Below are 26,032 nucleotides of genomic sequence, written 5' to 3' on the forward strand. Positions count from 1 at the left end.
GTCTCAATCCTGCTCTCAATCTGGCTTGAACATGGCGATCATGTAGTCCTTGGCGCTTTCGACCTTGCCAAGCTGGATGGCCGCTGCCGGATCGACGCCCTTCGGGCACACTTCGGAGCAGTAGCCCACGAAGGTACAGCCCCAGACGCCTTCGTCCTGGCTGATGATGCGCATACGCTCTTTGGCGCCGGCATCACGGTTGTCGACGTTGTAACGATAGGCCAGAGCCAGTGCCGCCGGGCCGGTGAACTTCTTGTTGATGCCGTACTGCGGGCAGGCCGCGTAGCAGAGACCACAGTTGATGCACTGGGAGAACTGCTTGTACTGCGCCATCTGGGCCGGAGTCTGGATGTACTCGCCATCACACAGGCTGCGCGGCTCGCTCGGGATGATGTACGGCTTGATGCTCTCCAGCTTCTCGATGAAGTCGGACATGTCGACCACCAGATCGCGCTCGATCGGGAAATTGTTGAGCGGCTCGACGGTCATCTTGCCCGGCAGATAGTCGCGCAGGAACGCCTTGCAACCCAGCTTGGGCACACCGTTGACCATCATGCCGCAAGAGCCGCAGATCGCCATTCGGCAGGACCAGCGGAAGCTCAGGGTAGAGTCCAGGTGATCCTTGATGTACTGCAGGGCGTCCAGCAGAGACATCTCTCTCTGGTATGGCACCTGGAAGGTTTGCATCCAGGGCTCGTTATCCTGTTCCGGACGGTAGCGCAGGATCTCAATTTCAATCATCTCAGCCATTCTTCTTAGCCTCGTCTTGTTTCTCACCCTCGGAGCCGTACACGCGTTTTGCCGGCTGGGACTTAGTGATCTTCACATCGGAGTAATCGATGGAGGGCGTTTCGCCATTTTGGTAGAACGAGAGCGTGTGCTTGAGGAAGTTCACGTCATCGCGCTCTTCGTAACCATCCAGACGCTGGTGGGAACCGCGGGACTCTTTACGATTGATGGCGGAGTGCGCCATGGCTTCAGCCACGTCCAGCATGTAACCCAGTTCGATGGCGTACAGCAGATCGGTGTTGAAGACAGAGGACTTGTCGTTGATCTTGACCTTCTTGTAACGGGCTTTCAGCTCGTTGATCTTGTCGATGGTGCCCTGCATCAGCTCTTCGGTACGGTAGATACCGACGCCGGCTTCCATGGACATGCCCAGCTCGTTGCGGATATCAGCCGGGTTTTCGGTACCGTCTACGTCCATCAGGGAGAGGTGCTGCTTGATGAGCGCCTCGGCCTTGGCGGCCAGGGCTTCGGTGTTGCCATGCTTCTGAGTCTTGGCAAATTCACCTGCCTGCTCACCGGCCAGCTTGCCGAATACCACGATCTCGGACAGGGAGTTGGAACCCAGACGGTTGGCACCGTGCAGACCGACGGAGGCACATTCGCCCGCGGCGTAGAGGCCGGGCAGACGGGTGGCACACTTGTTGTCAGTCTCGATACCACCCATGGTGTAGTGGGCAGTCGGACGTACCGGGATAGGCTCTTTGGCCGGATCCACGTTGACGTAGGCTTTGGCCAGTTCGCAGATGAACGGCAGACGCTCTTTCAGGTACTTCTCGCCAAGGTGACGCAGGTCGAGGTGAACCACATCGCCCATCGGGCCCTGAATGACGCGACCTTTCTGCTGCTCTTGCCAGAATGCCTGGGAAACACGGTCGCGCGGACCCAGCTCCATGTATTTGCTCTTCGGCTGGCCGATCGGGGTTTCCGGGCCCAAGCCGTAGTCTTGCAGGTAGCGGTAGCCATCCTTGTTCAGCAGGACGCCACCCTCACCACGACAACCTTCGGTCATCAGGATGCCGGTGCCCGGCAGACCGGTCGGGTGATACTGGACGAATTCCATATCACGCAGCGGTACGCCGTGACGGTAGGCGAGTGCCATGCCGTCGCCGGTGACGATGCCACCGTTGGTGTTGTAGCGATAGACACGGCCAGCACCGCCGGTTGCCACGATCACGGATTTGGCCTGGATGAAGCGGGTGATACCGTTCTGGATGTCGAAGGTCAGTACGCCCTGGACACGGCCGTCGTCCACGATCAGATCAAGGCAGAAATGCTCGTCGAAGCGCTTGATGCTCGGGTATTTGACGGAGGTCTGGAACAGGGTGTGCAGAATATGGAAACCGGACTTGTCTGCGGCGAACCAGGTACGCGGAACCTTCATGCCACCAAACGGACGCACGTTGGCTTTACCATCCGGCTTGCGGCTCCAGGGGCAACCCCAGTGCTCCAGCTGGATCATCTCTTTGGTCGCGTTGTTGACGAAGTATTCCACTACGTCCTGCTCGCACAGCCAGTCACCACCGGAGACGGTGTCGTTGAAGTGGTTTTCGAGGGAGTCGTCATCACGGACGACACCGGCGGCGCCGCCTTCGGCAGCAACCGTGTGGCTGCGCATCGGGTAAACCTTGGAAATCAGGGCGATGTCCAGGTCTGGCTGTGATTCGGCTATAGCGATAGCGGCGCGTAAGCCGGTACCGCCAGCACCGATGATGGCCACATCGGTCTTGATAATATCCACATCTGCCTCCTTAGGGATAGATTTGCTGGGCACGATTTTGCTCTATGAAAAAAATTCAGGCTTGATGCAAGTCAAACTGCTAGGTTTTATTCCCTTTTTATTGGTTATTTTTCTATAAAACACCCAAATCCCTGGATGAAAATGTCGTTATTATCGTCATTTTTTGGTGTTACTGAGCAGTTGAACACCTAGCTACGAGCACTTTAACTTCTGGATTGTACGTAGTTTTCTTTCAATAAAATGCGAATCACCTCTCTTTTTAGGTACTCGCGAAAAAAATTTTAAGTTTTTTATTGTAATTTTTTAATGAGAATTATTGGCATTCATCTATTCGGATAGAAATAGGTAATCCGAAGTGCGGCGGTGACCACGGCGGTGTTCTGATAATTCCAGACGAATTACAAGGGTTTCAAGGCGGGGGATTTGGCGGGTAATGTGAGATTACTCACTGAAAATTAAGCGCTATTTAGAAAAATAAAAGGGGCCTGTACGGCCCCTTTTGCTCATGCTTAAATGCGGAACATGCCGACCTGATTGCTCAGTTCACCCGAAATATTTTTAAGTTGTTCAGAGAGATGGCGTGAGCTGTCTGCATCCACTGCCAGTTCGTCCGAGACATCTTTCACTGCCTGAATGTTGCGACTTACCTCATCGGTGACGGCCCGCTGCTCTTCAGCCGCGCTGGAGATCTGGGTCGCCATGTCGGAGATCTGGTTGATCGAGGTGGTGATCTGCTCCAGCGCATGGGTGGCGTTGTTGGCGTCATCCACGCTGTTCTGGGCCAGCAGCTGCCCTTCGTGCATGGTGCTGACCGCTCCCTGGGTATTGCGTTGCAGGGTTTCGATCATATTGCGGATCTCGACGGTGGAGCTGTGGGTACGCTGTGACAGGACGCGCACCTCGTCGGCTACCACCGCAAAGCCGCGACCCTGCTCACCGGCACGTGCCGCTTCGATGGCGGCGTTCAGTGCCAGCAGGTTGGTCTGCTCGGCGATGCCCTGAATGGTGGAGAGGATGGTGTTGATCTCCTGAGCGTTTTTCTCCAGTTCCTGAATGATGTTGGAGGCCTGTTCCACCTGGGTGGCCAGATCAGTGATGGAACGCTGGTTGCGGGCGATCACCTGCTTGCCATGCTCGCAACTGCTGGAGGAGCTGCGGGCCGCCTCGGCGGTCTGCTCGGCGTTGCTGGCGACCTCGACCGCGGTGGCCGACATCTCGTGTACCGCAGTGGCGATCTGGGAGATCTCGTTTTGCTGGCGTGCCAGCCCCTGATTGGCCTTCTCCGCCATGCTGTGGGAGGACTTGGCCTGCTGGTTGAGTTGGCCGGAGGAGTTGGAGATATCCTGCACCATCACATGGATCCGCTCGATGAAGGTGTTGACGTGTTTGGCAACCGCGCCTACTTCATCCTCACGTTCAATCTTGATCCGGCGGGTCAGATCGCCATTGCCACGGGAGAGATCTGCAATCGCTTCGCCCAAGGTTTTCAGAGGGGCCAGCGAGCCGTTGATGGCGACATAGGAGAAGCCTGCCACGATCAGTATGGTGATAAGCCCCTGAATGAGGGAGGAGGTAACCATGCGGCGTACCGACTGGTAGGCGATCTCTTCATCCACCATCATGCCGTAATACCAGTTGGTATTGGGAATGGCATTAAAGTCGTAGACCTCTTTCTTGCCGCTGATCACCAGCTCGTTGATCATGCCGTCATGGGCGACCTGATTGATGTAGGCCGCAGTCAGCTCCGGTGCCAGAGCGGTAGCGGATTTGAGGCTCAGGGAGGCATCGGGGTGCGCGATGATGGTGCCATTGCTGTCCACCAGCATGGCGTAGGTTCCCTCGGTGGTGACCGCAAGAATGTCCGAAATCAGTGAGCTGATGGAGACGTCACCGGCGATGACCCCCTGGGTATTACCGCGCTGGAACGGTTCGGCAATGGTAACAATCAGCTGGCCGGTGGAGATGTCGGCATAGGGGGCTGTGATGACCAGCTTGCCTGCTGCGGCCGCGTCCTTGTACCAGGGGCGTTGACGGGGGTCATAACCGGCGGGCAAGTCGGTTGGTTTGCTCTGGATCATCTTGCCGTCTGCGGTACCGGCATAGACCAGGTCGAAGCCACCGGCATTCATGGACTGTGCCAGATGACTGATGGGCTCATCTTCTTTGGCGAATGCTTCCTTGGTGGTGCTGACCATGCTGATCCGGGAGTCGACCCAGCGGGAGATCCCCTTGACGTTGGCCATGGAGCTTTCGTCGATGATGTTCCAGACCAGTCGCTGGGTCTCGCTGCGCAGTTGCGAGGTGTTGTACCAGACCTGCAGGCAGGTGATCACCAGAATGATGACCCCGATAGCCAGGACAAGCTTGTTTTTAATGGATAAGTTCATAGTTACATCCTTGTGAGCGTCAGTCTGAAGTGTGTGTGGAATCTAGTTATTGTTATGAGCCTCTGTTTATCGGCTGAAGTTGAACTCTTTGTATCCCGGTCAGCTATTTAAAGTTAGTGCCTAAATCAGTGGTTATCCATGCGCGTATCCCCCCCCCTTACTGCGCCAGAAAACGATCTGGTCGATTGGTGAAGATTGCATCGACCCCCATGCTAGAGAGCGTTTCATAATCTTCTGGATAATCAACGGTATAAACCAGAACTTTGAGCCCCCGGCGATGTGCATCATCGACCAGCGCGGCGTCGATGAAATCAACATCGCAATTGATGGACCAGGCCCCCAGCTCGTCGGCAAACTGCGCCAGGTTGAGCGGTAGGTTGGCGGTCAGGGCACCGAGCCGGATATCGGGCCGCAAGGCGGCAAATCGGGCCAGCTCCGGGTGATGGAAGGAGGAGACCACCCACTGGCCGGGAGTAAAGCCCAGCTCGGCCTCTGCCCGTCGGGTCAGAGTTGCCACCGCATCGGCGGTATGGGCGCCCTTGAGCTCGATATGCAGCTCGCAGCGTCCGGCGATGATCTCCATCACCTGCCACAGGGTCGGGATCACCTCTCCCTCACCGGCATCGAGCTGCTCCAGATAGGAGCGCGATTGCTCGGTCAACACCCCCTTGCCGTTGGTGCAGCGCTCCAGCCGCCTGTCATGGAAGACCCACAACTCGCCATCGGCCGCCTGCACGTCGATCTCGATGGCTGACGCTCCCAATTCTAACGCTTTGGCCATCGCCTTGAGGGTGTTTTCCGGTGCCAGACCGCTGGCGCCACGATGGGCAATAATCTGCATGTTCTGCTCCTTCTACCTCGCGGATCAGCCGCGGCTCAGGTGAATGTCGATCTGTTGATGGGGCAGGGTAAGTCCCTGCTGCTGCATCTTCTCCAGCACCAGCGAGTGAACCTCGTGGGTGATGGGCATCCGGTGATCCATGTTGTTGACGTAGAGGCGGATCTCGTAGATCAGTGCCGAGTCGGTGAATTCGATCAGGAAGACCTCTGGCGTCGGCGTCTCCAATACCAGGGTCGATGCCTGGATGGACTCTTCCAGAATGCGCTGCACCAGTTTCGGATCCCGGGTCAGGCCGATCCGGATCCGCAGTTTGACCCGGGTGATGGCATCTGAGAGCGACCAGTTGATGAACTGCTCGGTGATGAAGGCCTTGTTGGGCACGATGATCTCCTTGCGATCCCAATCCACTATGGTGGTTGCCCGGGTCTTGATCTTGGTGACGGTGCCGGTGAGATCGCGAATGGTGACGGTGTCACCGAGCCGGATCGGTTTCTCGAACAGAATGATGAGGCCGGAGACAAAGTTGGCGAAGATCTCTTGCAGACCGAAACCCAGCCCCACCGAGAGGGCGGCGACCAGCCACTGGGTCTTCGACCAGTCGATGCCCAGCATGGAGAAGCCGGTGAGGGCGCCGATCAGGATCACCAGATACTTGCTGGTGGTCGTGAGGGCAAAGCCGGTACCCGGGGAGAGGCTGAGGTGCTGCAACAGGGTCAGCTCCATCAGCCCCGGCAGGTTGCGGGCTGTCACCACGGTCAGAATGAAGACGAAGGCGGTCAGCATCAGATCCTGCAAGGTGATGGCCGAGAGCTGCTCGATGCCGCCAATCTTGCTGCTCACCTGCCACACCTCGATATTGCTGAGGAAGCTGAAGGCGGAGTTGAGATCCGACCATTGCACCACCACCAGCATGGTGAAGCCCAGCATCAGCAGGGTGCGCACCAGCCCCAGCGACTGTGCGCTGATGGTATCGAGATCCAGCTCAGTCTCTTCCACCACGTCCGGGGTCTCGGAGCTGAGCTCGTCATGCCCCTCTTCCCGGCCGCGCTGGGCCAGGATCTCGGCCCGCTTGCTCTTGGCGCGCTCGAAGGCGAGGCGGCGGCGCTGGATCAGCATCCAGCGTCTGGCCAGATAGTAGACCAGCAGGCAACCCAGCCCCATCAGCAGGCTAAGCTCCAGCTGGCGCAGCAGGGTGCGCGAGGTATAGAAGTAGCCAAACAGGGCGCCAATCACCGCCAGCAGCGGCGCCAGCATCAGGCTGTTCCAGATGAAGTGGTGCAGCAGATGGGGCTTGGTCATGTCGGTCTGGCCCCAGGTGAGTGGCAGCCGCTCCCGGTTGAGGCGGGCAAAGAAGAGCAGCAGCCAGAGTGCACCGATCATGAAGGCCATCCGGCCGAGGGAGTCGTAGAAGGCGTGTTCCTGATAGCTGTTGGCCATCCCCTGCACGAAGAAACTCGGGATCAGCACCAGCAGCAGGGTGCGAAACTGCCCCCATACCTTTTGCACCTGTTCCCGGGGCCAGCGAAAGTGGTGGATCAAAATCCCCCGCTCCAGCGTCAGGTGGCGGGCCATCACCAGTGCCAGCAGCAGAAACCAGATCTCGCCAAGGCCGCGTGCTACCGCCACCGCAAACGGGTATTGCCAGGCCCCTTCGAGCAGGCCGCGCACCATCAGCACCATGGCGGGCAAGGGGAGGGCGGCAAGCAGGGAGCGCAGCAGCAAGCGGCTGGTGAGGCTGAATTTGTCCTGGGTCACCTTGCCGATCCGCGGCGCAATATGGTCGCAATAGAGGCTCAGATGACGGGCCAGTTTGAACCAGCTCCAGGCCAGCACCAGCAGACCAATACCGGCCAGCGTGAGGCTCAGCGGGCTGTTCTCGGCGATGGCGTAGGGCAGTTGCAGCCAGTTGTCCGGGTTGAAGGCCAGGGTCAGCGCGGCAGGAATGCCGAGCATGACTTGTGGGGTAAAGGGGCGCACATCCGGCATCCAGAACAGGTGGCTTGCGCTGATCTCACGGATCTCGTCGATCTTGCTGTTCTGGCGGCTGTAGAGCAGCTTGAGACGAGTCTGCTCCTGAATGAGGGTGTCGGAGGCGTCGTTGAGCCGGGTCAGCAGTTGGCGCCGGGCCTTGAGCAGGTTGTCGAGCACCGCTTGCTGCGGCCGATCCAGCGTCACCTCCTCTTCGGCCATCAGCTTGTCGCGCAGCTGACGGGTATCCTTGAGCCCATCCTGCTCACTCTCGTACTGGTACTTGGCCATGCGGGCGCTGACGATGGCGGACTCCAGCTTGTCGAGGGGGAACTGGGGGGGCAGATCGGAGAGTTTGCTGCGCAGGTTCTCGCCGTAGGCATTACTGATCTGCAGCCACTCCAGCTGTTCGCGTACCGAGTTGACCCGCTCATTCAGTTCAAACAGATTCTTGTCGACACTGCGCTGCTCGTCCTGCACCCGCTCAATCTGATCTTCCAGTGTGCCGAGCTGGATGGAGAGCGCCTGATTCTGCTGTTGCTGCTCCAGCAGCAGCGGCATGTCGGTGGTGAGCTGTTTGCGCAGCCGCTCGCTCTCCTCCAGCGCCTGCTCGGTCTTCTCCCGCCGCAGCTGGTTCTGCTGGGTCAGCAGGCTGGCTTGCCACTCATCCTCGTCGGCGATGGCCAGATTGAGCTCCTGCAGTTTCAGCTTGCCGAGATCGTTGCGCTGCTGGGCCGAAAGCTGCTCCAGCTCCAGCATCTGGATCCGGTCGGAGAGGCTCTGCTCCTTCATTCTGGTCAGCAGCAGCTGTGCCTCCTGCTGGCGATCCGATTCGCTGCTGAAGCTCAGTCGCTCCAGCTGGCTGCGGGTCAGTTGCAGCTGTTTGCGCAGATCGTCCACCCGCAGGTGATACTCCTGCCCGGTGCTCTCCAGCTGGTTGAGGCTGTCCATCACCCCCTGCCGCTCCTTGCGCAGGTTGAGCTGGCGGTTGCTGCTCAGGCCAATGGCCTGGCGCAGCGCCTCCTCCTTAAGGCTCGCCAGCGGCGGGCGAGCGGCGGGCTGATAGTTGTGCAGGCTCTCCTTGAGGCGCGCCGACTCCTTGGGGTAATCGATAAGGATCTGCTGATAGGCTTTACTCTGCTCCCGGTAGCGCTCGGCCTCTCTGGCAAATTGCAGCGCCTGCTGGTAGCTCTCCCGCAGCTTCTGGTTTTCCGGGGTATCGCTCTTGGGCACGCTCTGCAACAGGGATTCGGCCTGGGCAATGGCATCGTCGGCGCGCACGGCTGGCGGCAACAAGATAAGGGAGAGCAGCAAGAGGGTGAGCAGGCGTTGCAACATGAGGCTCGTTTCCGTTCAGAAGAGGTGGCCCTAGCCTAAAACAGGGCAGGGAGGCGGGTAAAGCAGTCTATATTAATGATTCATAACACAAATAACAGGAAGTCGTGCTGCCGTTTCGCTATGATCCCGGCCGCTTTCTCTCCACCGAGTCGAATATGTCAGCTGTTGATCTGGGCACAGCCCCGCTATCTCGCCTTTTCTGGCGTTACGTAACCCCGACCGTTGCGGCCATGCTGATCACCGGCATCTATGTCACCATCGATGGCATCTTCGTTGGCCATGTGCTGGGTCAAGATGGGATGGCCGGTCTGATGCTGGCTTATCCCATCTGCGCCGTGCTCTATGCGGTGGGGGCGCTGATCGGCATGGGGGCCTCATCGCTGGTCTCCTTCTATCTGGGGCAGGGCAATCCGGCCAAAGCCCGCCATATCGTCGGCAATGCGCTGGTGATGGTGTTGCTTGCCTCGGCACTGCTCAGTTTTATCGGGATCCGTTATGGCGAGCCCATGCTGGCCTGGATGGGGGCGGAGGGGGAGATCTTCACCGCCGGGCTCTCCTACCTGCAGGCCTACGCCTGGCTGGGTGTCTTTGCGGTGCTGTCGATGGCGTTCAGCTCCCTGCTGCGCAACGATGGCCGCCCCGGCTTTGTCACCCTCATCATGGTAGTCGGGGGCCTGCTCAACGTGCTGCTCGACTATCTGCTGATGGTAGTGTTTCCGTTCGGACTGGCCGGGGTGGCGACGGCCACCATGCTCTCCCAGGCAGTGACGGGCCTCGCTTGCCTGTGGCAATTCTTCACACCGCGTAGCCAGTTGCGGATAAGCTGGGACACCTTGCGCCCCGATCTACGGCTGATGGGCGAGACGGTGCGCCTCGGGGTCTCCAGTTTTCTGATGTACCTCTATCTCTCGGTAGTGCTGGCGCTGCACAACAAGGCGTTGCTGGCGGTTGGCACTTCGCTGCATGTGGCGACCTACGGGGTGATCAGTTACACCGAGGCCTTCTTCTATCTGGTGTTCGAGGGGATCGCCATGGGTATCCAGCCCATCGCCAGCTTCAACGCGGGAGCCGGTCATTGGCGGCGGGTGCTGAGGATCCGCAATCTGGCACTCGGAGTGACGTTGGGGATCGCCCTGTGCGCCATGTTCCCGCTCTATCTGTGGCCGGAGGCGGCGGTCTATCTGTTTGCAGGGGACAACGCCACCTTACTGCCGGTGGCGAGCCTCGGGATCTGGCTCTACTTCTGGGGGTTGCCGATGGAGGGCTTGCTGCTGGTGGGGGCTACCTACTTCCAGGCCATCAACCGGGCCCGCATCGCCTCCCTGCTCACCGGTGGCAAGCTGGTGCTGATCGGCGGTTTCTTGTGGGGCTTCTCGACCCTGTGGGGCGTGCCCGGGGTCTGGCTGGCATTGCCAACGTGCAGCTCATTGCTGGTGTTGGTGATGTGGCGGGCGATGCGTCGGGAGTCCGGTGCCCACGCGCTGGCCGGATAGGTAATCAGGTTCGACGTGCAGATAGCAGACAGGCAGCCATGGGCTGCCTGTTTTGTTAGAGGATGTTTTGTTAACGGGCTCTGCCGATTCAGGGCTTGAAGGCGCCGATAAAGATGGCGGGATCGACCCGGGTATCGTTGAGGCTGACGTTCCAGTGCATATGGGGGCCGGTAGCGCGGCCGGTCGAACCGACTCGCCCGACGATGCCGCCACGCTGTAGGCTCTGGCCGAGCTTCACATCGATCTTTGACATGTGGCAGAACATGCTGATGAGCCCCTGACCGTGGTCGACAAAGACGGTATTGCCATTGAAGAAGTAGTTGCCGATCAGGATCACCTTGCCGGCGGCGGGGGACTTGATCGGGGTGCCGGCGCCCACTGCGAAGTCGAGGCCGGAGTGGGGATTGCGCTCCTCGCCATTGAAGAAACGACGCAGGCCAAACGGGCTGGAGAGGGGGCCGTTGACCGGCTTGTCGAACATCAGGTTGCTCGGCTGGTTGGGGCTGAAGGTCTGGTAAGCCCGGGTCTGCTCCGCCAGCTCGCGGTTGATACGGGTCATATCTTCGGCGAGCGGATTGACCTGACGGCTGTTCTTGAGCTTGATGTGCTGCTCGCGGTAGTGCTTGGGGGTGACGGTGAAGCCGAGAGTACGGCCATCACCTGTGGTCAGCTGCTGGGCCCCAAGCGGGTTTTTGAGAGAGATGCCGACGATGGCGATCCACTGGTTGTCTTCGCGCACCACCAGCACAGGTTTGTCGTGATAGCGGGCCGTGGGGGCAGTGGGTGACGCGCCAAGAGGGATCACCGCAACGCCACCCGGCACCGGATGGTTGAGCTGGCGACTGATAAAACCCTCGGCCAGGGCTGACTGGCTGGCCAGCAACAACAACAGACAACACACAACTCTCATGACGATACCACTCGATGTTAAAGCGCCCGGGATGGCGGGATGACAACCCCCTGTCCGGCATTCGTCGATCACTAAAGGATGATCACGGCACGCTGGCCACGACAGGCGCGGCTGGGGAAGGGGGCAGATTGTGCCTCGTTATGGTCGGGGCAGCCAGAGGCGGGGCGTGGCTGACGCCCCTTTTGTGCATAGCTGCGTCAGGTTTTATGTCGTGGTCGGGCCGCTTCGCCATTGAGTCGCCCCCGCCCTGGCTCTAGAATCGGCTTCCGGCACTGATGCCACCGACACTCCGAGGAGACGATATGAACGGATTACCCCCTTTGCGCACCACACCGGCCCGGTACACGACAGGTCGTGGCTGGCTCTGGGTTCGCAGCGGGTTCGATATCTTCAACAAGGGGATGGGGATCAGCGTAGCCATGGTGCTGGTCTGGTTTATGGTGGGTATGCTGCTGGAGCAACTGCCGGCGGGTGGCCTTATCTCCCAGCTGCTCTACATGGTGTGGGGCGCGGGTTGGGTGGCGGTCGCCGCTCGGGGTTATCGGGGGGAGCCGCTGCAGTTTGCCGATCTCTTCGCCGGTTTTCGCCACAAGTTGACCCCGCTGATGCTAGGCGGTCTGCTGGTGTTGCTGCTGTTCAGCCTGGTGGGCCTCGTCTGTCTCGGTCTGCTCTCCATGTGGGGGCTGCTCCCGCTGCTGACGCAGGATCCCGAGAGCATGGTGGTCTCAGCCAGCCAGTTGCAACAACTGCTGCTGGTATTGCTGGTGGGGATGCTGCTCATCATTCCCGTGCTGATGGGGGTCACCTTTGCTCCGGCGCTGATCTACCACCACGATATCGGCATCATCCAGGCGGTACGGCTGAGCTTCTTCGGCTGCTGGCGCAATATTTTTCCCTTCTTCTGGTGGGGGCTGCTCTCAGCCATTTTGTTGCTGTTTGGCGCTGTGCTGTTGCTGGTAGGTCTGCTGGTGGTGATCCCGGCGCTCAACTACTCCATCTATGTGGCTTATCGGGATATTTTCCTGGACGAGAGTGCGCAGCCGGAAGCGCCGCACTCAGAACCATTCGGATTTGAAGCCTGATCAAGGGATCAGAGTGAAGAAGGGGCCCGCAGCGGCCCCTTCGTTATGTTTGGGTGTGCGGAGTGCTTACTCCTGCCAGATGGGATCCGCCGCCATGCGGGCCAGCAGAAAATCGAGGAAGCTGCGCAGTAGCGGCGACATCTGCTTGCGGGTGGCATACACCCCGTATACGCCGAGCCGCTTGGGCTGCCAGTCGGTCAGCAGGGGCACCAGTTCCCCGCGCTCCAGATAGGGTTGTGCCGAGTAGCGGGGTTGCAGGCTGATCCCTGCGCCTTCCAGCGTTGCTTCCAGCAGCAGGTTGGAGATATTGGCGCTCAGGTTACCGCTGACCGGCACTGACTCGGGGCCGTCCGGTCCATTGAACTCCCACAGGCTCTTGCCGAAGTAGGTGTAGGTGAGGCAGTTGTGCAGCGCCAAATCCTGCACCTTGTGTGGCATCGGATGACGGGCCAGATAGGCCGGGCTGGCACAGACTACCGAGTGGCAGGTGCCGAGACGGCGCGCCACCAGATTGGGGTCGAGGTCGTTGGTGATGCGCACCGCCAGATCTATCCGCTCCTCTACCAGATTGACGGTTCTGTCGAGCAGCAGAATGTCGATGGCCGTCCCCGGGTATTGCGCCAGATAGTCGTTGGCAGCCCCGACCAGCAGCGCTTCTGACAGGGAGTAGCTGCTGGTGATCCGCAGTTGTCCTTTGGGGGCGTCATCTCCCTTCACCGCGATCTGCTCCATCTCTTCACCGAGTGCCAGCATGGCGCGGGCCCGGTTCAGCGCTTCCTCTCCCGGCCCGGTCAGGCTCAGACGACGGGTGGTGCGGTGCAGCAGGCGGGCGCCCATCCAGCTCTCCAGCTCGGCGAGATAGCGCGACACCATGGCGCGCGACATATCCAGTTTCTCTCCGGCGCCGCTCAGGCTCCCCTGTTCGACTACGCTGACAAAGACCCGCAAGGCGGTCAGTCGATCCATGTACGGCTCTCTATATGTTCGATATGTGCAACAGTGATGCGCTTTTTATGCTGTATTTGCACCTTAAGTGATCCAATACACTGTGTCCATCAAATGAACCCCCGAATACTTAATGAGGAATAGATGATGAACAACACCCTGATCCGCAACCTGACTCTGGCTACTACCCTGTTGAGTGGCGCCGTACTGGCCGCCCCCCTGAGCGTGACCGTCTACAACCCTGGCGAGAAGGCGATCTTCCCGGTCTCCTCCTCACTGGTGACCGGTGACAAAGAGGCCATCCTGATCGATGCCCAATTCGATGTGCAAAATGGTCAGGCGCTGGTCGACATGATCAAGAAGAGTGGCAAGAAGCTGACCACTGTCTATATCAGTGCCGGTGACCCCGACTTCTACTTCGGTCTGGAGCCGGTCATGGCTGCGTTCCCGGATGTCAAAGTGCTGGCCGATCAGCATGTGGTTGACCATATCAACCAGACCAAGGATGCCAAGCTGAGCTACTGGAGCCCGATCCTCGGCAAGGGCGCACCGAAGAGCCTGACCGTACCGCAAGTGATGACCGCCAGTCACCTGACGCTGGATGGCGAGAAGATTGAAATCAAAGAGATGAATACCCCGAATGCCTACCTCTGGGCCCCTTCCATCAAGACTGCTTTTGGTGGTGTGCCGGTCTACCACGGGGTGCATGTCTGGATGGCCGACAGCCAGACCAAAGCGGCTCGCAGCAACTGGGTCAAGGCGCTGGATAACCTGCTGGCCCTGAAACCCGAGCGTGTGGTACCGGGCCACTTCCTGGGGACTGCTCCCAAAGGCACTGCTGCTGTGACCTTTACCCGTGACTATGTAGAGCGTTTCGAACAGGAGCTGGCCAAGGCGAAAAACTCCGGTGAGCTGATTGAGGCTCTGAAGAAAGCCTATCCAGCACTGCCGGTTGACGATGGTCTGGCCATCGGTGCCAAGGTCAATACCGGCGAGATGAAGTGGTAAGCCACTGAGCCTGCTTTCCCTGTGTTTTTTACCGGGCCTAAGGGCCCGGTTTTTTATCCGAGATTGAAGTGAGAATGAAGATGAGCGAACAACAAACCACCCTCCATTATGTCTATGACCCGCTCTGTGGCTGGTGCTACGGTGCCGCCCCCCTGTTGCAGGCGGCAGCCACCATTGCCGGACTCAAGATCGAGCTGCATGCGGGCGGTCTCTGGATGGGTAGTCGCCGTCAGCCGATGGGCGAGGCATTGCGTGATTATGTGCGCCCCCATGATCAGCGGATCGAAGCGCTGACCGGCCAGCATTTTGGCGAACGCTACTTTAACGAACTGCTGCTGCGGGAGGGCTGTCTGCTGGACTCCGAGCCGCCGATCCGTGCGGTTTTGGCCGTCACGGCGTTGGGGGGCGATGGGCTGGTCATGTTGCACCGGATCCAGCAATCCCACTATCGGGACGGGATCTGGATTGGTGAGCCGGCATTTCTAGCCACGCTGGCGGCAGAGCAGGGGATTGCAGCCGAGGCATTCCAGCAATCCTATCTGCAGGCGCCCTTGCTGCAACATCTGGCAGATAGCCTGGGCTGGATGAAACGGCTGGGCGGTCAGGGTTATCCCACCCTTGGGTTGATGCACAACGGTAAGGTGAGTACTGTGCGAGTGGCTGACTTTTTGGGCGATCCTGCCGGGTTGCGTCAGCATCTTCTTGAGTTGATGGAATAGTTATTAGAATGTGGACGGACAAGGTCTCTTTAGAAGTGGAGTGAACGGGCCGATATTCCTGTATGCAGAAGCGATATGAAAGCCTTCGACTTTCTGCTTGCAGACTATGCTCTATGTGACCATTCCCGGCGGATGTTGCGGGAGTGCAGACTCATTTCAAGGAAGCCCCCATATGTTCAAAAACATGTCTATCGGCCAGAAACTGAGTGCCGGATTTGCCATCCTGGCACTGCTGGTACTGGGCTTGGCCTGGTTTTCCATCAGCCAGTTGGCAAAGCTCTATGGTGATACCGAAACCATCACTGACAACCTGCTGCCGTCAACCCGCTATGCCAGCCAGATGCATGTTGCCATTCTGGATGCGCGCCGCTCAGAGCTGGCCCAGGTCATCGGTGGTCTGAACAAGGATGATCAAGAGGTAAGCGATCGCACCCTGACCTTCAATAAGGCCAGGCAGGAATTTGAGCAAGCAGCCCAAAAATACGGTGCTTTAGCTTTCACTACAGGTGAAGAGAAACAGGTTTATGAGCAGGTGGTTGCGGCGGGGGCCAAGTATTTTGCGGTGCATGACCAACTGTTGAGCGCCTTCGCTGCTGGCGATCTGGAGCGAGTCAGAAGTCTGCGCAAAAACGAAACCCGGGTCGCGCTGGAGGAGGTGGGAGCAAAATCCTTCCGCCTGCGGGAAATCAATAACGAGATTGCGGCCCAGATGACAAAAGATGTGGAGGCGCTATACAGCAGTGCCAGAACCATGAGCGTCATTGTCAGTCTGGTGACGCTGGGTTTTGTTGTGGCAATTGCCTGGCTGCTGACCGGTCAGATCCGCAATCCGGTGATGGCGTTGCTGGAACAGACCCGGCGGGTCTCCTCTGGTGATCTCACCTCCCGTATCGATATGCAGCAGTTCAACAATGATGAACTGGGAACCCTTGCCAAAGGGTTTGGTGAGATGCAGACCAATCTGCGCACTCTGGTGAGTGAAGTGTCGGGCTCTGTGGTGCAACTGAGTTCCGCTGCGGAGGAGATCAGCTCTGTTGCCAGCCAGTCAGCCAACAATATGAATGCTCAGCAACATGAGCTGAACCAGCTGGCGACGGCGATGAACGAGATGCAAGCCACGGTGCAGGAGGTCTCTCGCAATACCAGCGATGCGGCCAGTGCCGCCACCTCGGCCAGTGAGACGGCCGAACTTGGTGCGCAAACGGTGAATGACTCCATTCAACGTATTGAACGGGTCGCCGGTGCCATCGAGAGTACCGCGGTGGTGATCCGCCAACTGGGCGATGACAGTCGCAATATCGGCATGGTGCTGGAGGTGATCCGCGGCATTGCCGAACAGACCAACCTGCTGGCATTGAACGCAGCCATTGAAGCGGCCCGTGCCGGTGAGCAGGGGCGGGGGTTTGCGGTGGTGGCCGATGAGGTGCGTACTCTGGCCAAGCGCACTCAGGACTCCACCTCCCAGATCAACACCATCATTGCCGAGTTGCAGCAGCGTGCCGAACAGGCGGGCAGTACTATGCAACAGAGTCAGGAGCTGATGAATACCACGGTTGCTACCGCGCGGGAAGCTGGCGAGTCCATCTCCCAGATCAGTGGCTCGGTCAGCAGCATCTCCCACATGAACATCCAGATTGCAACGGCCACGGAAGAGCAGGGCGCGGTGAGCGAGGAGCTCAACCGTAACGTGGTCAATATCAGTCATGCTTCCGAAGAGGTGGCCGCCGGTGCCACCCAGATGGCTCAGGCGTGCAACGAGTTGAACCACCTGGCTACCCAACTGCAGGATATGGTGCGCCGTTTCAGGGTGTAATCCATCGGCGAGTCAAACAGCCCGATTACCGCAAGGTGGTCGGGCTTTTCTGTTTTGGAGGGGCAGCCAGAGAGGTTCACCGCGAGCGGATGACTTGTCCCGCCGGACGATATTGTGCATGCTGATGGCCCATTTTCCAGGCAGGACTCTTGCTGTATGAATCTTCGCGATCTCGAATATCTGGTGGCGCTGGATGAGGAAAAACATTTTCGCAAAGCTGCTGAACGCTGCTTTGTCAGTCAACCCACCCTGAGCGGCCAGCTGCGCAAGCTGGAAGATGAACTCGGGGTCATTCTGATCGAACGTACCTCGCGCAAGGTGCTGTTTACTCCGGCTGGCGATGCCATGGCCCATCAGGCGCGTCGGGTGCTCAAGGAGGTGCGCGAGCTCAAGAGCATCGGTCAGCACTTCTCCGAGCCGATGTCCGGGGAGATCCATATCGGTTTTATTCCGACCGTGGGCCCCTACCTGTTGCCCCGCATTATCCAGACCCTGCGTGAGCGTTTTCCCCAGCTGGAGTTTTACCTTTATGAGGAGCAGACTCAAACCCTGCTCAAACGGCTGGAAGAGGGGGAGCTGGATTGCGTCATTCTGGCCGAGATGCCGGGGATGGAAGGGTTTGGTTCAATCCAGCTCTACCACGAGCCGATGTGGTTGGCGGTGCCTTGCCATCACCCCGAAGCACAGGCCAGACAGGTGCCGCTTGGCAATCTCAAGGGCAAGAAATTACTGATGCTGGCCGATGGTCACTGTTTGCGGGATCAGGCGATGGGCTTCTGTTTCGCCGGCGGGATAGGTGAGGATCAACGCTTCAAGGGGACCAGTCTCGAGACCCTGCGCAACATGGTGGCCGCCGGTAGCGGCATGACCCTGGTGCCAAAGTTGGCCGTACCTGCCGATCATGATGAGGGCGGGGTGAGCTATCGACCTGTGGTTGACCCTGTGCCGGGGCGTACTATCTCGCTGCTCTATCGCCACTACTCGGTGCGTCGCCCCTGCTTCAATGAGTTGGCCGCCTCGATCGCCACGCTGATGAGCAAGCAGTTGGCCCAATAAAAAAACCGGCAGCCAAGGCTGCCGGTTTTGCTTCTGCCGCGATAACGACTTAGAAGATATCGTCGGTAGAGACAGGCCCTTCTACATCGGGGTTGTCACCGCCGTAGACCTGATTGCCATCCGAGCTCGGTGCTGCGTAGCGGGTCGGTTCGGTCCCTTCCTTGAAGTATTCGTCGGTGCCGCCACTGGTCGCCAGCAGGCCGGTTTCGCTATCAATCTTCACCGTCATGATCCCCTCGGGAACCGGCATCTTGTGCTCCGGCAGCTTTTTGAGGGCGACTTTCATGAAGTCGATCCAGATAGGCTGCGCGGCGCCACCGCCAAATTCGGCACGGCCAAGACCACGCTGGTGGTTGTCAAAACCGATCCAGGAAGTAGCAACGATGTCCGGGGTGTAGCCGGAGAACCAGGCATCCCGCGATTCGTTGGTGGTACCGGTTTTACCGGAGATGTCGTGACGTTTCAGGTCGCGGGCTGCACGCCAGCCGGTACCACGCCAGCCGTTGCCACCCCAGATGGCTGTGCTCAGGGTGTCGGTGATCAGGAACGCACTCTGGGCACTGATGGTATGCGGGGCGATGGTTGGCGCGAGAGGGGTCTGCGTGCCATCTTGTGCGGCTCCATCAACAGTTGGCTCCGGCAGTGTGCTCTGCTCGGGCGCAGCCTGCTGTTCACAGGTGGTGCAAGCAATTGCAGGATTGGCCTGATAGAGGGTGTTCTCCAGACTGTCGGTCACTTTGTCGATGAAGTATGGGGTCACCAGGAAGCCACCGTTGGCCAGAACCGAGTAACCACGCACTACCTCGAGGGGGGTGAATTCGGCAGCCCCCAGTGCCAGCGACTCATGGGGAGAGATGAAGTCACGGGGGAAGCCAAAGCGGGTCAGACCGTCGATATAGGTATCCAGACCGATGGCGCGCATCAGTCGAACCGACATCACGTTCTTGGACTTGGCCAGTCCCAGACGCAGCGGGGTGGGGCCATCATAAACGGCCGGGGAGTTCTTGGGCTGCCACATGGGCCCTTTTGACGGATCCCACTGGTTGATCGGCGCATCATTGATGAGCGACGCCAGGGTATAGCCATGCTCCAGCGCGGTCGCATAGAGGAAAGGCTTGATATTGGAACCGATCTGGCGACGCGCCTGATCGACCCGGTTGAATTTGGAGAGTTCGAAGCTGAAACCACCGACCAGTGCTTCCAGTGCGCCATTTTTCGGGTTCATGGCAACCAGCGCGGCGTTGACGTCCGGGATTTGGGCCAGCAGCAACTCTTCGCCCTCTTCCCGTACCCAGATCTGAGCGCCGACTTTCAGCACATCGCGCGCCGATTTCGGGGCATAGCTCTGACGGTCGTCGGTAATAAAGGAGCGGGCCCATTTAATGCCGTTCCAGCCGAGCTCTGCTTCCTTGCCATTTTTCAGTACCAGCGTGGCGCTGCGATCACCAAGCTTGGTCACGACCGCCGCCATCAGCGGGTCGTAAGTGGGCTGTTTGCCAAGGTGAGCGACGATCTGCTCGTAATCCCAGGCTGTCTCGCCAGCCTTCCACAACTGAGCCGTCGGGCCGCGATAGCCGTGGCGCATGTCATAGGCAAAAACGCCATCCAGCAGTGCCTGTCTTGCCGCCCGCTGACGTTCGGCAGAGACGGTAGTGTAGACGTGCAGGCCCATGGTGTAGGCATCTTCACCGAACTGCTCGACCATCTTCTGGCGCACCATTTCACCGAGATAAGGGGCGTGCAGGGTCACTTCGGCGCCGTGAAAACGGGCCTTGATCGGCATTTTGGACGCTTCGTCAAACTGGGCCTGGGTTATCTTGCCGGTTTCCAGCATCCGGCCCAGCACAACGTTGCGGCGCGCAAAGGCGCGTTCGGGGGAGCGGATGGGGTTGAGCATGGAGGGAGCTTTCGGCAGACCGGCAATGATGGCGATCTCGTCCAGTCCCAGATCCTTGACCTCTTTACCAAAGTAAACCTGTGCCGCAGCACCGATCCCGAAGGAGCGATAACCGAGGGGGATCTTGTTGAGGTACAGTTCGAGGATCTCATCTTTTGAGAGATTCTGCTCGATCCGCCAGGCCAGGAAGACCTCCTTGATCTTGCGGATGATGGTCTTCTCATTGCTCAGGAAGAAGTTGCGGGCAACCTGCTGGGTGATGGTACTGGCACCCTGACGGGCATGGCCGGAGACAGCCCAGACGGATGCAGCTCGAATGATACCAATCGGGTCAATGCCCGGGTGCTCATAGAAACGTGCATCTTCGGTCGCCAGTACGGCATCGATCATGGGTTGCGGAATTTCGTCCAGACGCAGCGGAATGCGACGAATTTCGCCATATTGGGCGATCAACTCCCCATCCCGGCTGTAAACCCGCATCGGGGTTGCCAGCTTGACGTCACGCAGTGCGGTGACATCGGGCAGTTGGGGTTTGATATAGAAGTAGATACCGATGAGGCTGGCAACACCCAGCACAGCACCCAGCATCATGACAATAAACAGGCGAACGAGCCATTTCAGCATGGAAGAACTACCAATCGTCTTAAAATTAGCCAACGGGCGCAGAGTATAGCCCTTTTGCCATCGGGAATTCGAGGTTTTCCTGTGGCGAGCCACCCACCTCAAAAGGATGCGAGAGGTTAGCACTACGGGGAGCAATAACCAAGGAGGGCCACTTGCCATGAAGAAAGCGAGATGGGTCACTTTTCGGCATAAACTTTATGACATTGATAGTTAGAGCATTTAGGATGAGTGAAGCACTCCTCTGATCGGGTGTCCTACACTCTGTTCAGGAATAAAACCAAATAACGCATGGATGTGTATATGTTTGGGCTTTTTAACAAGGGATCCCTCCTCCCTCTGGTGGGCATTGATTTTGGCAGCCAGACCATCAAGGCCGTTACCCTCAGTGGCCGACCCGGCAAGCTTCATCTCGAATCTGTCGCCGATATTGCCACCCCGAAAGGGACGCTGGTTGACTATCAATTGCAGGATATCGAGCGCGTCAGCCAATCTCTCAAGACTCTCAAGCGTCTTATTCCAACTCACAGCGACTATGCCGCCACTGCGGTGACCGGCTCCAACGTGATAACCAAAGTGATCCAGATTGATGCCCGCCTCAGCGACAAGGAGCTGGAGAGTCAGGTGCAGCTGGAGGCCGAGCAGATCATTCCCTTCCCCCTCGATGAAGTGAGTCTCGATTTTGAGGTACTGAGCACCAACAACAGTGAAGATCGTCAGGATGTGCTGCTGAGCGCAGCCCGCACCGAGAGTGTCAACGGCCGGGTCAGCGCCCTTGCCGAAGCCGGTATTGCCGTCAAGGTGGTGGATGTGGGCGCCCATGCGCTGGGCCGTGCCGTGGTGGCTTGTCTGCCCGAATTGCAGGAGAGTGAACGGCCGATCGGGGTGATAGACATCGGTGCCAGTGCCATGACCTTTGCGGCCCTGGTCAAGGGAGAGGTGATCTACTCCCGCTTGCAAAACTTCGGTGGCGATCAGTACAGCCAGGCGCTCTCCTCCTTTTATGGCATGACGCTGGATGAGGCTGAGCAGGCTAAAACCAAAGGTACCTTGCCTGTGGACCATGAGCTGGATGTGCTGATGCCCCACATCAACTCGCTGCTGCAGCAAGTGCGGCGCAATATCCAGCTGTTTTGCAGTTCATCCGGTTATCGCGACATCGCAAAACTGGTGCTGACGGGGGGAGGCAGTCTGCTGCCCGGTTTGTTGGTACAGGTAAAGGAAGAGGTCAATTGCGAGGTGTTGCACCCGGATCTGTTCGCCCTGTTTGGCAAACCAAAAGGTGAGGCCGAGCTGGTACATGGTGCTAAATATATGACGGCATTCGGGTTGGCTCTGAGGAGTTTCACACCATGTCAAATATAAACCTTCTGCCCTAGCGTGAAGCCCGGGCCCAGCGCCAAAAGAAACAGTTCGGGGCTTTGCTTGGGATTTTTGTGCTGGCCACGGTCGCGCTGGGTTTTTTTGCCAACTGGCTGGTTGATCGCCAGATCGTCGCCCAGCAGCAGCGCAACCAGCGGCTGGTTCAGGAGATGACTATTCTGGATGCCCAACTTGGGGAGATCCGTCTGCTCAAAGAGCGTCGCAAGGAACTGATCGATCGGATGCAGCTCATCGAGCAGTTGCAGATGCGACGCAATGTGCCCGTCCGCCTCTTCAATCAGCTGCCTTCACTGGTGCCCAACGGGGTTTACCTGAACACCCTCTCGATGCAGAACAATATTATTGATGTAAATGGCAAGACCGAGGCCTATGGGCGGGTAGCCAGCATGATGCGACGGATTGATGGTTCCGGTTGGTTGGGTCAGGCAAAGATAAGCACTATTTTTGCGGCTGATGTTGCGCCAGTGTCATTGAGCCAGTTTTCCATGACGTTCCTGATCGCCAACAATGCTGCGGCTGCAGGGAATGTGGCCAAGGAGCAACAATGAACCTTCAGCAACTCAACGAGTTGGATATCAATGACATAGCAAGCTGGCCAAAATGGGCAAAAGGGGTCTTCATCTTTTTCTGCTGCGTGTTGACCGGCGGCGCCATCTACTACTACGTGATTGCCAACTCACTGACCAGTTTGACTCAGGAAGCGGGGAAAGAGACCGAACTGAAAGCCCAGTTTGAAAGCAAGGCGATGCTGGCTGCCAACCTGGGGGCATACAAGGCGCAAATGGTTCAGCTTGAGCAACTGGTTGATACCCAGCTCAAGCAGTTGCCCAATACCCATGAGGTCGCCGGTCTGCTGGACGATATCAGCTTTATTGCTACCGACAATGGCTTGAAATTGAACCGGATCAACTGGGAACCCGAGGTCAAGCACGAGTTTTCGACAGAGCTACCGATGCGTATCGAAGTCGTGGGCACTTACCATGAAATTGGCAAGTTTACCGCTGACATGGCTGCCTTGCCCCGTATCGTCATCCTTGACTCCTTCACTCTGGGCCAGAGCAAGGATGAAGGGGAGCTGATTTCGATGTCGATGCTGGCCAAGACCTACAAGTACAACGGTAAAACAGTGGAGCCGAAACAATGAGACGCATCTGCTGGTTGTTGCCTGCCCTCTTGCTGGCGGCGTGTGGTGGTCAGGAGGACATGGATAGCTATGTCGCCCAGACCAAAGCAAGGCCGCCCATACCTATCGAGCCCTTGCCCGAGCTGAAGCCTTTTGCCCCCATGCACTACCAGCAACGCGAGTTGCGCAGCCCCTTCATGGTTCCTCAGCCTGAGGCGACGGTCGGAAGTACAAGCACTGCCAAGGCCCAGCCGGATTGTGCTCAGACCCTGATGGATCGTGAGAAAGAGGTGCTGGAAAATTATTCGCTGGCCAGTCTGTCGATGCATGGTTCTTTGGGTAAGGCAGGTCAGTTGTGGGCCTTGATCAGCACCCCGGATGGCAAATCGATGCGGGTCGGACTCAACCAGTATATGGGGCTTGATCAGGGTCGAGTCATCAAGATCACTGACACTGCCGTGGATTTGCTGGAAACCATTCCGGATGGGAAGGGGTGCTGGGTAACAAGAGAAACCCAGTTGGCGATGGCCAATGTGCAAGAAAAACAATAATCAGGGACGAACAGCAATGAGAACAACAATAGAGAGTGTATCCAAAGTAGCTTTGCTGTTTTGCGCCAGCGCCCTCAGTCAGGCGTGGGCAGTGGCAACCCTGCAGGAGATCAAGGTCAATCCGCTGCTTGCCGATCAATTGCTGGTGGAGCTCAGTTTCAGTGAGCCGGTCACAGGCTTTACCGATCGTCTCTCTTACCAACCCAATCAGCTGTTGTTGCATGTTCCCGGTGCGGTAGGGGCGCTGAAAGTGAACCCGCTGCCGATCCAGCGCCTGGGGGTAGATAATATCAAGGTTGAGGGTAAGGGCGCAGGTCTGGATATCAAGATCGCACTCGATCAGCTGGCCCCCTATCAGGTTCAGCAACAGGGGAACAAATTACTGGTGTCATTGGGCGAGGGGGCCTCTTCCGGGCTCATCAATGGTGAGAGCGCCCTGATTGCACCCGCAACCTCGGCTACTCCTGTGCCAGCGCCCTCTGCGATGGTGGCCACACCCTCTCCTTCGGCACTGCTCAATCCTCAGGTCGTCGCCCGGTCGATGCCTGTTGCGCCCGTGACTACGCCGGTAGCAACACAGCCTGCCAGCAAGCCGGTGCTCAACAACTATCAAAGCAGTGGGGGGGGCGCCTATTTCAACTCGGTTACCGGTGTGGATTTTCGTCGTGGCAAGGATGGTCAGGGGGAGTTTCTGGTCACGCTGGATAACAGCTCGGCCGCCGTCGATGTGAGCAGCCGAGGCCAGACCGTACTGGCCAAGTTTCATGGCACTCGGGTACCGGATGGCTTGCTTAATCTGATCAACGTGCAGGATTTTGCAACGCCGGTCTCTCAGGTTGAAGTCTCCCGGCAGGGCAGTGATACCCTGTTTGAACTGTCGATCAATGGTCAGTTTGATTACCGTTACGATCAGGCGGACAAGCTCTTCATTATCGAGGTAAAAAAGCGGACGACGGCCACGGCATCCAAGCAGTATCAGGGCAAGCCGATCTCATTGAACTTCCAGGATATTCCAGTCCGTACCGTGTTGCAGCTGATCGCCGATTTCAACAACCTTAACCTGGTAACCACAGATTCGGTAGCAGGCAATATTACCTTGCGTCTGGATGGGGTGCCGTGGGAGCAGGCGCTCGACATTATTTTGAAGGTGCGGGGTCTGGATAAGCGGTTGGATAACAACATCTTGCTGGTAGCGCCTGCAGAAGAGATCGCAACACGCGAGAAGCAGCAACTTGAGAGCCGCAATCAGGTCGCTGATTTGGCGCAGCTCTATACCGAATATCTGCAGATAAACTATGCCAAGGCCTCGGAAGTGGCGGCCCTGCTCTCTTCCGAAAGTACCAAGTTGCTGTCACCCCGTGGTGCGGTGAGCGTGGACGAGCGAACCAACGTGCTGGTGGTCAAGGATACCGCCGATGTCATCAGCAGCATCAAACGGATGCTCGATATTCTCGATATTCCGGTCAAGCAGGTGGTTATCGAGGCGCGGATGGTGACCATTGATGACGGCTTTGATGAAGCGCTCGGGGTGCGGTGGGGAGTGACCAAAAACGATGGTCATGGCAACAGTACGTCCGGTTCCATAGCGGGGAATGATGGCTCTGGTAACAACAATGGTGGCTCGACAATTACCAGACCGACAGCAGACGATCGGTTGAACGTCAACCTGCCGGTGACCAATGCGGCCGGTACTTTGGCCTTCCAGGTTGCCCGTTTGGCTGATGGCACCTTGCTGGATCTCGAGTTGTCGGCGCTGGAAAAAGAGAGCAAGGCCGAGATTATCGCCAGTCCGCGGGTGACCACGGCGAACCAGAAACCGGCATTGATCGAGCAGGGTACCGAGATCCCCTATGTGGAGTCCTCTTCCAGTGGTGCTACCTCGGTTACCTTCAAGAAGGCGGTATTGAGCCTGAAGGTGACCCCGCAGATCACCCCTGACAATCGGGTGATTCTCGACCTGACCGTGACCCAGGATACCAAGGGTGAAACGGTACCGACCGGTACCGGTGATGCGGTTTCCATCAACGCCCAGTCCATCACCACTCAGGTGTTGGTGAACAATGGCGAGACCTTGGTGTTGGGCGGCATTTATCAGCAGACCATCAAGAGCGATGTGACCAAGGTGCCGCTGCTGGGTGATATTCCCGGATTGGGGGCCTTGTTCCGCAAGACCACCAGCGAGAACAAAAAGCGGGAGTTGCTGATTTTCGTGACGCCCAAGATAGTCACCGACGCCTTCTGAATGCTTTACATGTGAGGGTAAAACACATATAACCTTACGCCCCAATGAGGCTGGGGCGTAAGGGCTGCGGTTGCCAGTCCCGATATCTATTGAGATAATCCCCCTCCTGATCCATCGCAAGATAAGGT

At 58.1% G+C, this 26,032-nt stretch carries 18 protein-coding genes and 1 pseudogene; 11 read left to right on the plus strand and 8 right to left on the minus strand.

Annotation, left to right across the window (positions count from 1 at the left end):
* Positions 1–15 precede the first annotated feature (15 nt).
* The 5 genes from ACW5XC_RS00480 to mscM form a co-directional block, all read right to left on the minus strand.
* Positions 16–750, minus strand: coding sequence for a succinate dehydrogenase/fumarate reductase iron-sulfur subunit (locus ACW5XC_RS00480; RefSeq protein WP_005335057.1), 735 nt, complete (start codon positions 748–750; stop codon positions 16–18).
* Complete coding sequence (frdA, locus tag ACW5XC_RS00485; RefSeq protein WP_005362288.1) at positions 743–2,527, minus strand: fumarate reductase (quinol) flavoprotein subunit; 1,785 nt, start codon at positions 2,525–2,527, stop codon at positions 743–745. The genes ACW5XC_RS00480 and frdA overlap by 8 nt, the downstream gene beginning before the upstream one ends.
* Before the next feature lie 509 nt (positions 2,528–3,036).
* Positions 3,037–4,914, minus strand: coding sequence for a methyl-accepting chemotaxis protein (locus ACW5XC_RS00490; RefSeq protein WP_021229777.1), 1,878 nt, complete (start codon positions 4,912–4,914; stop codon positions 3,037–3,039).
* A gap of 157 nt (positions 4,915–5,071) precedes the next feature.
* Positions 5,072–5,755 (minus strand): glycerophosphodiester phosphodiesterase, encoded by a 684-nt coding sequence (locus ACW5XC_RS00495; protein ID WP_042054582.1) that lies wholly within the window; start codon positions 5,753–5,755, stop codon positions 5,072–5,074.
* 24 nt (positions 5,756–5,779) lie between these two features.
* Positions 5,780–9,061: a miniconductance mechanosensitive channel MscM gene (gene mscM, locus ACW5XC_RS00500; RefSeq protein WP_042054580.1), complete on the minus strand. Its 3,282-nt coding sequence runs from the start codon at positions 9,059–9,061 to the stop codon at positions 5,780–5,782.
* Between the two features lie 155 nt (positions 9,062–9,216).
* On the opposite strand from mscM, the gene ACW5XC_RS00505 reads away from it, so the two are divergent.
* Entirely contained in the window at positions 9,217–10,554 is a 1,338-nt protein-coding gene (locus ACW5XC_RS00505) for an MATE family efflux transporter (protein ID WP_042054610.1), read from the plus strand.
* Between the two features lie 88 nt (positions 10,555–10,642).
* On the opposite strand, the gene ACW5XC_RS00510 is transcribed toward ACW5XC_RS00505, so the two are convergent.
* Positions 10,643–11,464 carry a peptidoglycan DD-metalloendopeptidase family protein gene (locus tag ACW5XC_RS00510; protein WP_042054578.1) on the minus strand — a complete coding sequence of 274 codons (822 nt, stop codon included), beginning with the start codon at positions 11,462–11,464 and terminating at the stop codon, positions 10,643–10,645.
* Positions 11,465–11,766: 302 nt separating this feature from the next.
* Here ACW5XC_RS00510 and ACW5XC_RS00515 point away from each other — a divergent pair, with 302 nt between their 5' ends.
* Positions 11,767–12,546: a BPSS1780 family membrane protein gene (locus ACW5XC_RS00515; RefSeq protein WP_042054576.1), complete on the plus strand. Its 780-nt coding sequence runs from the start codon at positions 11,767–11,769 to the stop codon at positions 12,544–12,546.
* 66 nt (positions 12,547–12,612) lie between these two features.
* Here ACW5XC_RS00515 and ACW5XC_RS00520 read toward each other — a convergent pair whose 3' ends face one another.
* Positions 12,613–13,512, minus strand: coding sequence for a LysR family transcriptional regulator (locus ACW5XC_RS00520; RefSeq protein ID WP_005362277.1), 900 nt, complete (start codon positions 13,510–13,512; stop codon positions 12,613–12,615).
* A 126-nt stretch (positions 13,513–13,638) separates the two neighbouring features.
* Between ACW5XC_RS00520 and ACW5XC_RS00525 the strand changes: the two genes are divergently transcribed.
* The 4 genes from ACW5XC_RS00525 to oxyR all read left to right on the plus strand — a co-directional run bounded on the left by ACW5XC_RS00525 (position 13,639) and on the right by oxyR (position 18,087).
* Positions 13,639–14,499, plus strand: a complete 861-nt coding sequence (locus tag ACW5XC_RS00525; RefSeq protein ID WP_042054609.1) for a Vmh family MBL fold metallo-hydrolase — start codon at positions 13,639–13,641, stop codon at positions 14,497–14,499.
* 74 nt (positions 14,500–14,573) lie between these two features.
* On the plus strand, positions 14,574–15,218 hold the full coding sequence (locus ACW5XC_RS00530) for a DsbA family protein (protein ID WP_042054574.1): 645 nt from the start codon (positions 14,574–14,576) through the stop codon (positions 15,216–15,218).
* A gap of 172 nt (positions 15,219–15,390) precedes the next feature.
* A complete protein-coding gene (locus tag ACW5XC_RS00535; RefSeq protein WP_019446348.1) occupies positions 15,391–17,031 on the plus strand; it encodes a methyl-accepting chemotaxis protein in 1,641 nt (546 codons plus the stop codon).
* Positions 17,032–17,187: 156 nt separating this feature from the next.
* Positions 17,188–18,087 carry a DNA-binding transcriptional regulator OxyR gene (gene oxyR, locus ACW5XC_RS00540; RefSeq protein WP_005354003.1) on the plus strand — a complete coding sequence of 300 codons (900 nt, stop codon included), beginning with the start codon at positions 17,188–17,190 and terminating at the stop codon, positions 18,085–18,087.
* Between the two features lie 49 nt (positions 18,088–18,136).
* Here the strand turns inward: oxyR and ACW5XC_RS00545 are convergent, their stop codons facing one another.
* Complete coding sequence (locus ACW5XC_RS00545; protein ID WP_042054572.1) at positions 18,137–20,608, minus strand: penicillin-binding protein 1A; 2,472 nt, start codon at positions 20,606–20,608, stop codon at positions 18,137–18,139.
* A 300-nt stretch (positions 20,609–20,908) separates the two neighbouring features.
* Here ACW5XC_RS00545 and tapM point away from each other — a divergent pair, with 300 nt between their 5' ends.
* From tapM to pilQ, 5 genes and pseudogenes are all read left to right on the plus strand, one after another.
* Entirely contained in the window at positions 20,909–21,970 is a 1,062-nt protein-coding gene (gene tapM / locus ACW5XC_RS00550) for a PilM family type IVa pilus assembly protein TapM (protein ID WP_040066887.1), read from the plus strand.
* A pseudogene (gene tapN / locus ACW5XC_RS00555) lies at positions 21,958–22,536 on the plus strand (PilN family type IV pilus biogenesis protein TapN). The gene tapM and the pseudogene tapN overlap by 13 nt, the downstream one beginning before the upstream one ends.
* Positions 22,533–23,132, plus strand: coding sequence for a PilO family type IV pilus biogenesis protein TapO (tapO, locus tag ACW5XC_RS00560; protein ID WP_019446350.1), 600 nt, complete (start codon positions 22,533–22,535; stop codon positions 23,130–23,132). The pseudogene tapN and the gene tapO overlap by 4 nt, the downstream one beginning before the upstream one ends.
* Positions 23,129–23,662 (plus strand): pilus assembly protein PilP, encoded by a 534-nt coding sequence (locus tag ACW5XC_RS00565; protein ID WP_005335020.1) that lies wholly within the window; start codon positions 23,129–23,131, stop codon positions 23,660–23,662. Before tapO ends, ACW5XC_RS00565 begins: the two co-directional genes overlap by 4 nt.
* 16 nt (positions 23,663–23,678) lie before the next feature.
* A complete protein-coding gene (gene pilQ, locus ACW5XC_RS00570) occupies positions 23,679–25,904 on the plus strand; it encodes a type IV pilus secretin PilQ family protein (RefSeq protein WP_005353994.1) in 2,226 nt (741 codons plus the stop codon).
* Positions 25,905–26,032: the final 128 nt, after the last annotated feature.

Source organism: Aeromonas sp. 25-AL00135 (genome assembly GCF_054052385.1).

Excerpts from the sequence above, each read along its gene's own strand:
- ACW5XC_RS00480 (WP_005335057.1), bottom strand. The coding sequence starts at position 750 with ATGGCTGAGATGATTGAAATTGAGATCCTGCGCTACCGTCCGGAACAG.
- ACW5XC_RS00490 (WP_021229777.1), bottom strand. The coding sequence starts at position 4,914 with ATGAACTTATCCATTAAAAACAAGCTTGTCCTGGCTATCGGGGTCATC.
- ACW5XC_RS00495 (WP_042054582.1), bottom strand. The coding sequence starts at position 5,755 with ATGCAGATTATTGCCCATCGTGGCGCCAGCGGTCTGGCACCGGAAAAC.
- mscM (WP_042054580.1), bottom strand. The coding sequence starts at position 9,061 with ATGTTGCAACGCCTGCTCACCCTCTTGCTGCTCTCCCTTATCTTGTTG.
- ACW5XC_RS00505 (WP_042054610.1), top strand. The coding sequence starts at position 9,217 with ATGTCAGCTGTTGATCTGGGCACAGCCCCGCTATCTCGCCTTTTCTGG.
- ACW5XC_RS00510 (WP_042054578.1), bottom strand. The coding sequence starts at position 11,464 with ATGAGAGTTGTGTGTTGTCTGTTGTTGTTGCTGGCCAGCCAGTCAGCC.
- ACW5XC_RS00515 (WP_042054576.1), top strand. The coding sequence starts at position 11,767 with ATGAACGGATTACCCCCTTTGCGCACCACACCGGCCCGGTACACGACA.
- ACW5XC_RS00520 (WP_005362277.1), bottom strand. The coding sequence starts at position 13,512 with ATGGATCGACTGACCGCCTTGCGGGTCTTTGTCAGCGTAGTCGAACAG.
- ACW5XC_RS00525 (WP_042054609.1), top strand. The coding sequence starts at position 13,639 with ATGAACAACACCCTGATCCGCAACCTGACTCTGGCTACTACCCTGTTG.
- ACW5XC_RS00530 (WP_042054574.1), top strand. The coding sequence starts at position 14,574 with ATGAAGATGAGCGAACAACAAACCACCCTCCATTATGTCTATGACCCG.
- ACW5XC_RS00535 (WP_019446348.1), top strand. The coding sequence starts at position 15,391 with ATGTTCAAAAACATGTCTATCGGCCAGAAACTGAGTGCCGGATTTGCC.
- oxyR (WP_005354003.1), top strand. The coding sequence starts at position 17,188 with ATGAATCTTCGCGATCTCGAATATCTGGTGGCGCTGGATGAGGAAAAA.
- ACW5XC_RS00545 (WP_042054572.1), bottom strand. The coding sequence starts at position 20,608 with ATGCTGAAATGGCTCGTTCGCCTGTTTATTGTCATGATGCTGGGTGCT.
- tapM (WP_040066887.1), top strand. The coding sequence starts at position 20,909 with ATGTTTGGGCTTTTTAACAAGGGATCCCTCCTCCCTCTGGTGGGCATT.
- tapO (WP_019446350.1), top strand. The coding sequence starts at position 22,533 with ATGAACCTTCAGCAACTCAACGAGTTGGATATCAATGACATAGCAAGC.
- ACW5XC_RS00565 (WP_005335020.1), top strand. The coding sequence starts at position 23,129 with ATGAGACGCATCTGCTGGTTGTTGCCTGCCCTCTTGCTGGCGGCGTGT.
- pilQ (WP_005353994.1), top strand. The coding sequence starts at position 23,679 with ATGAGAACAACAATAGAGAGTGTATCCAAAGTAGCTTTGCTGTTTTGC.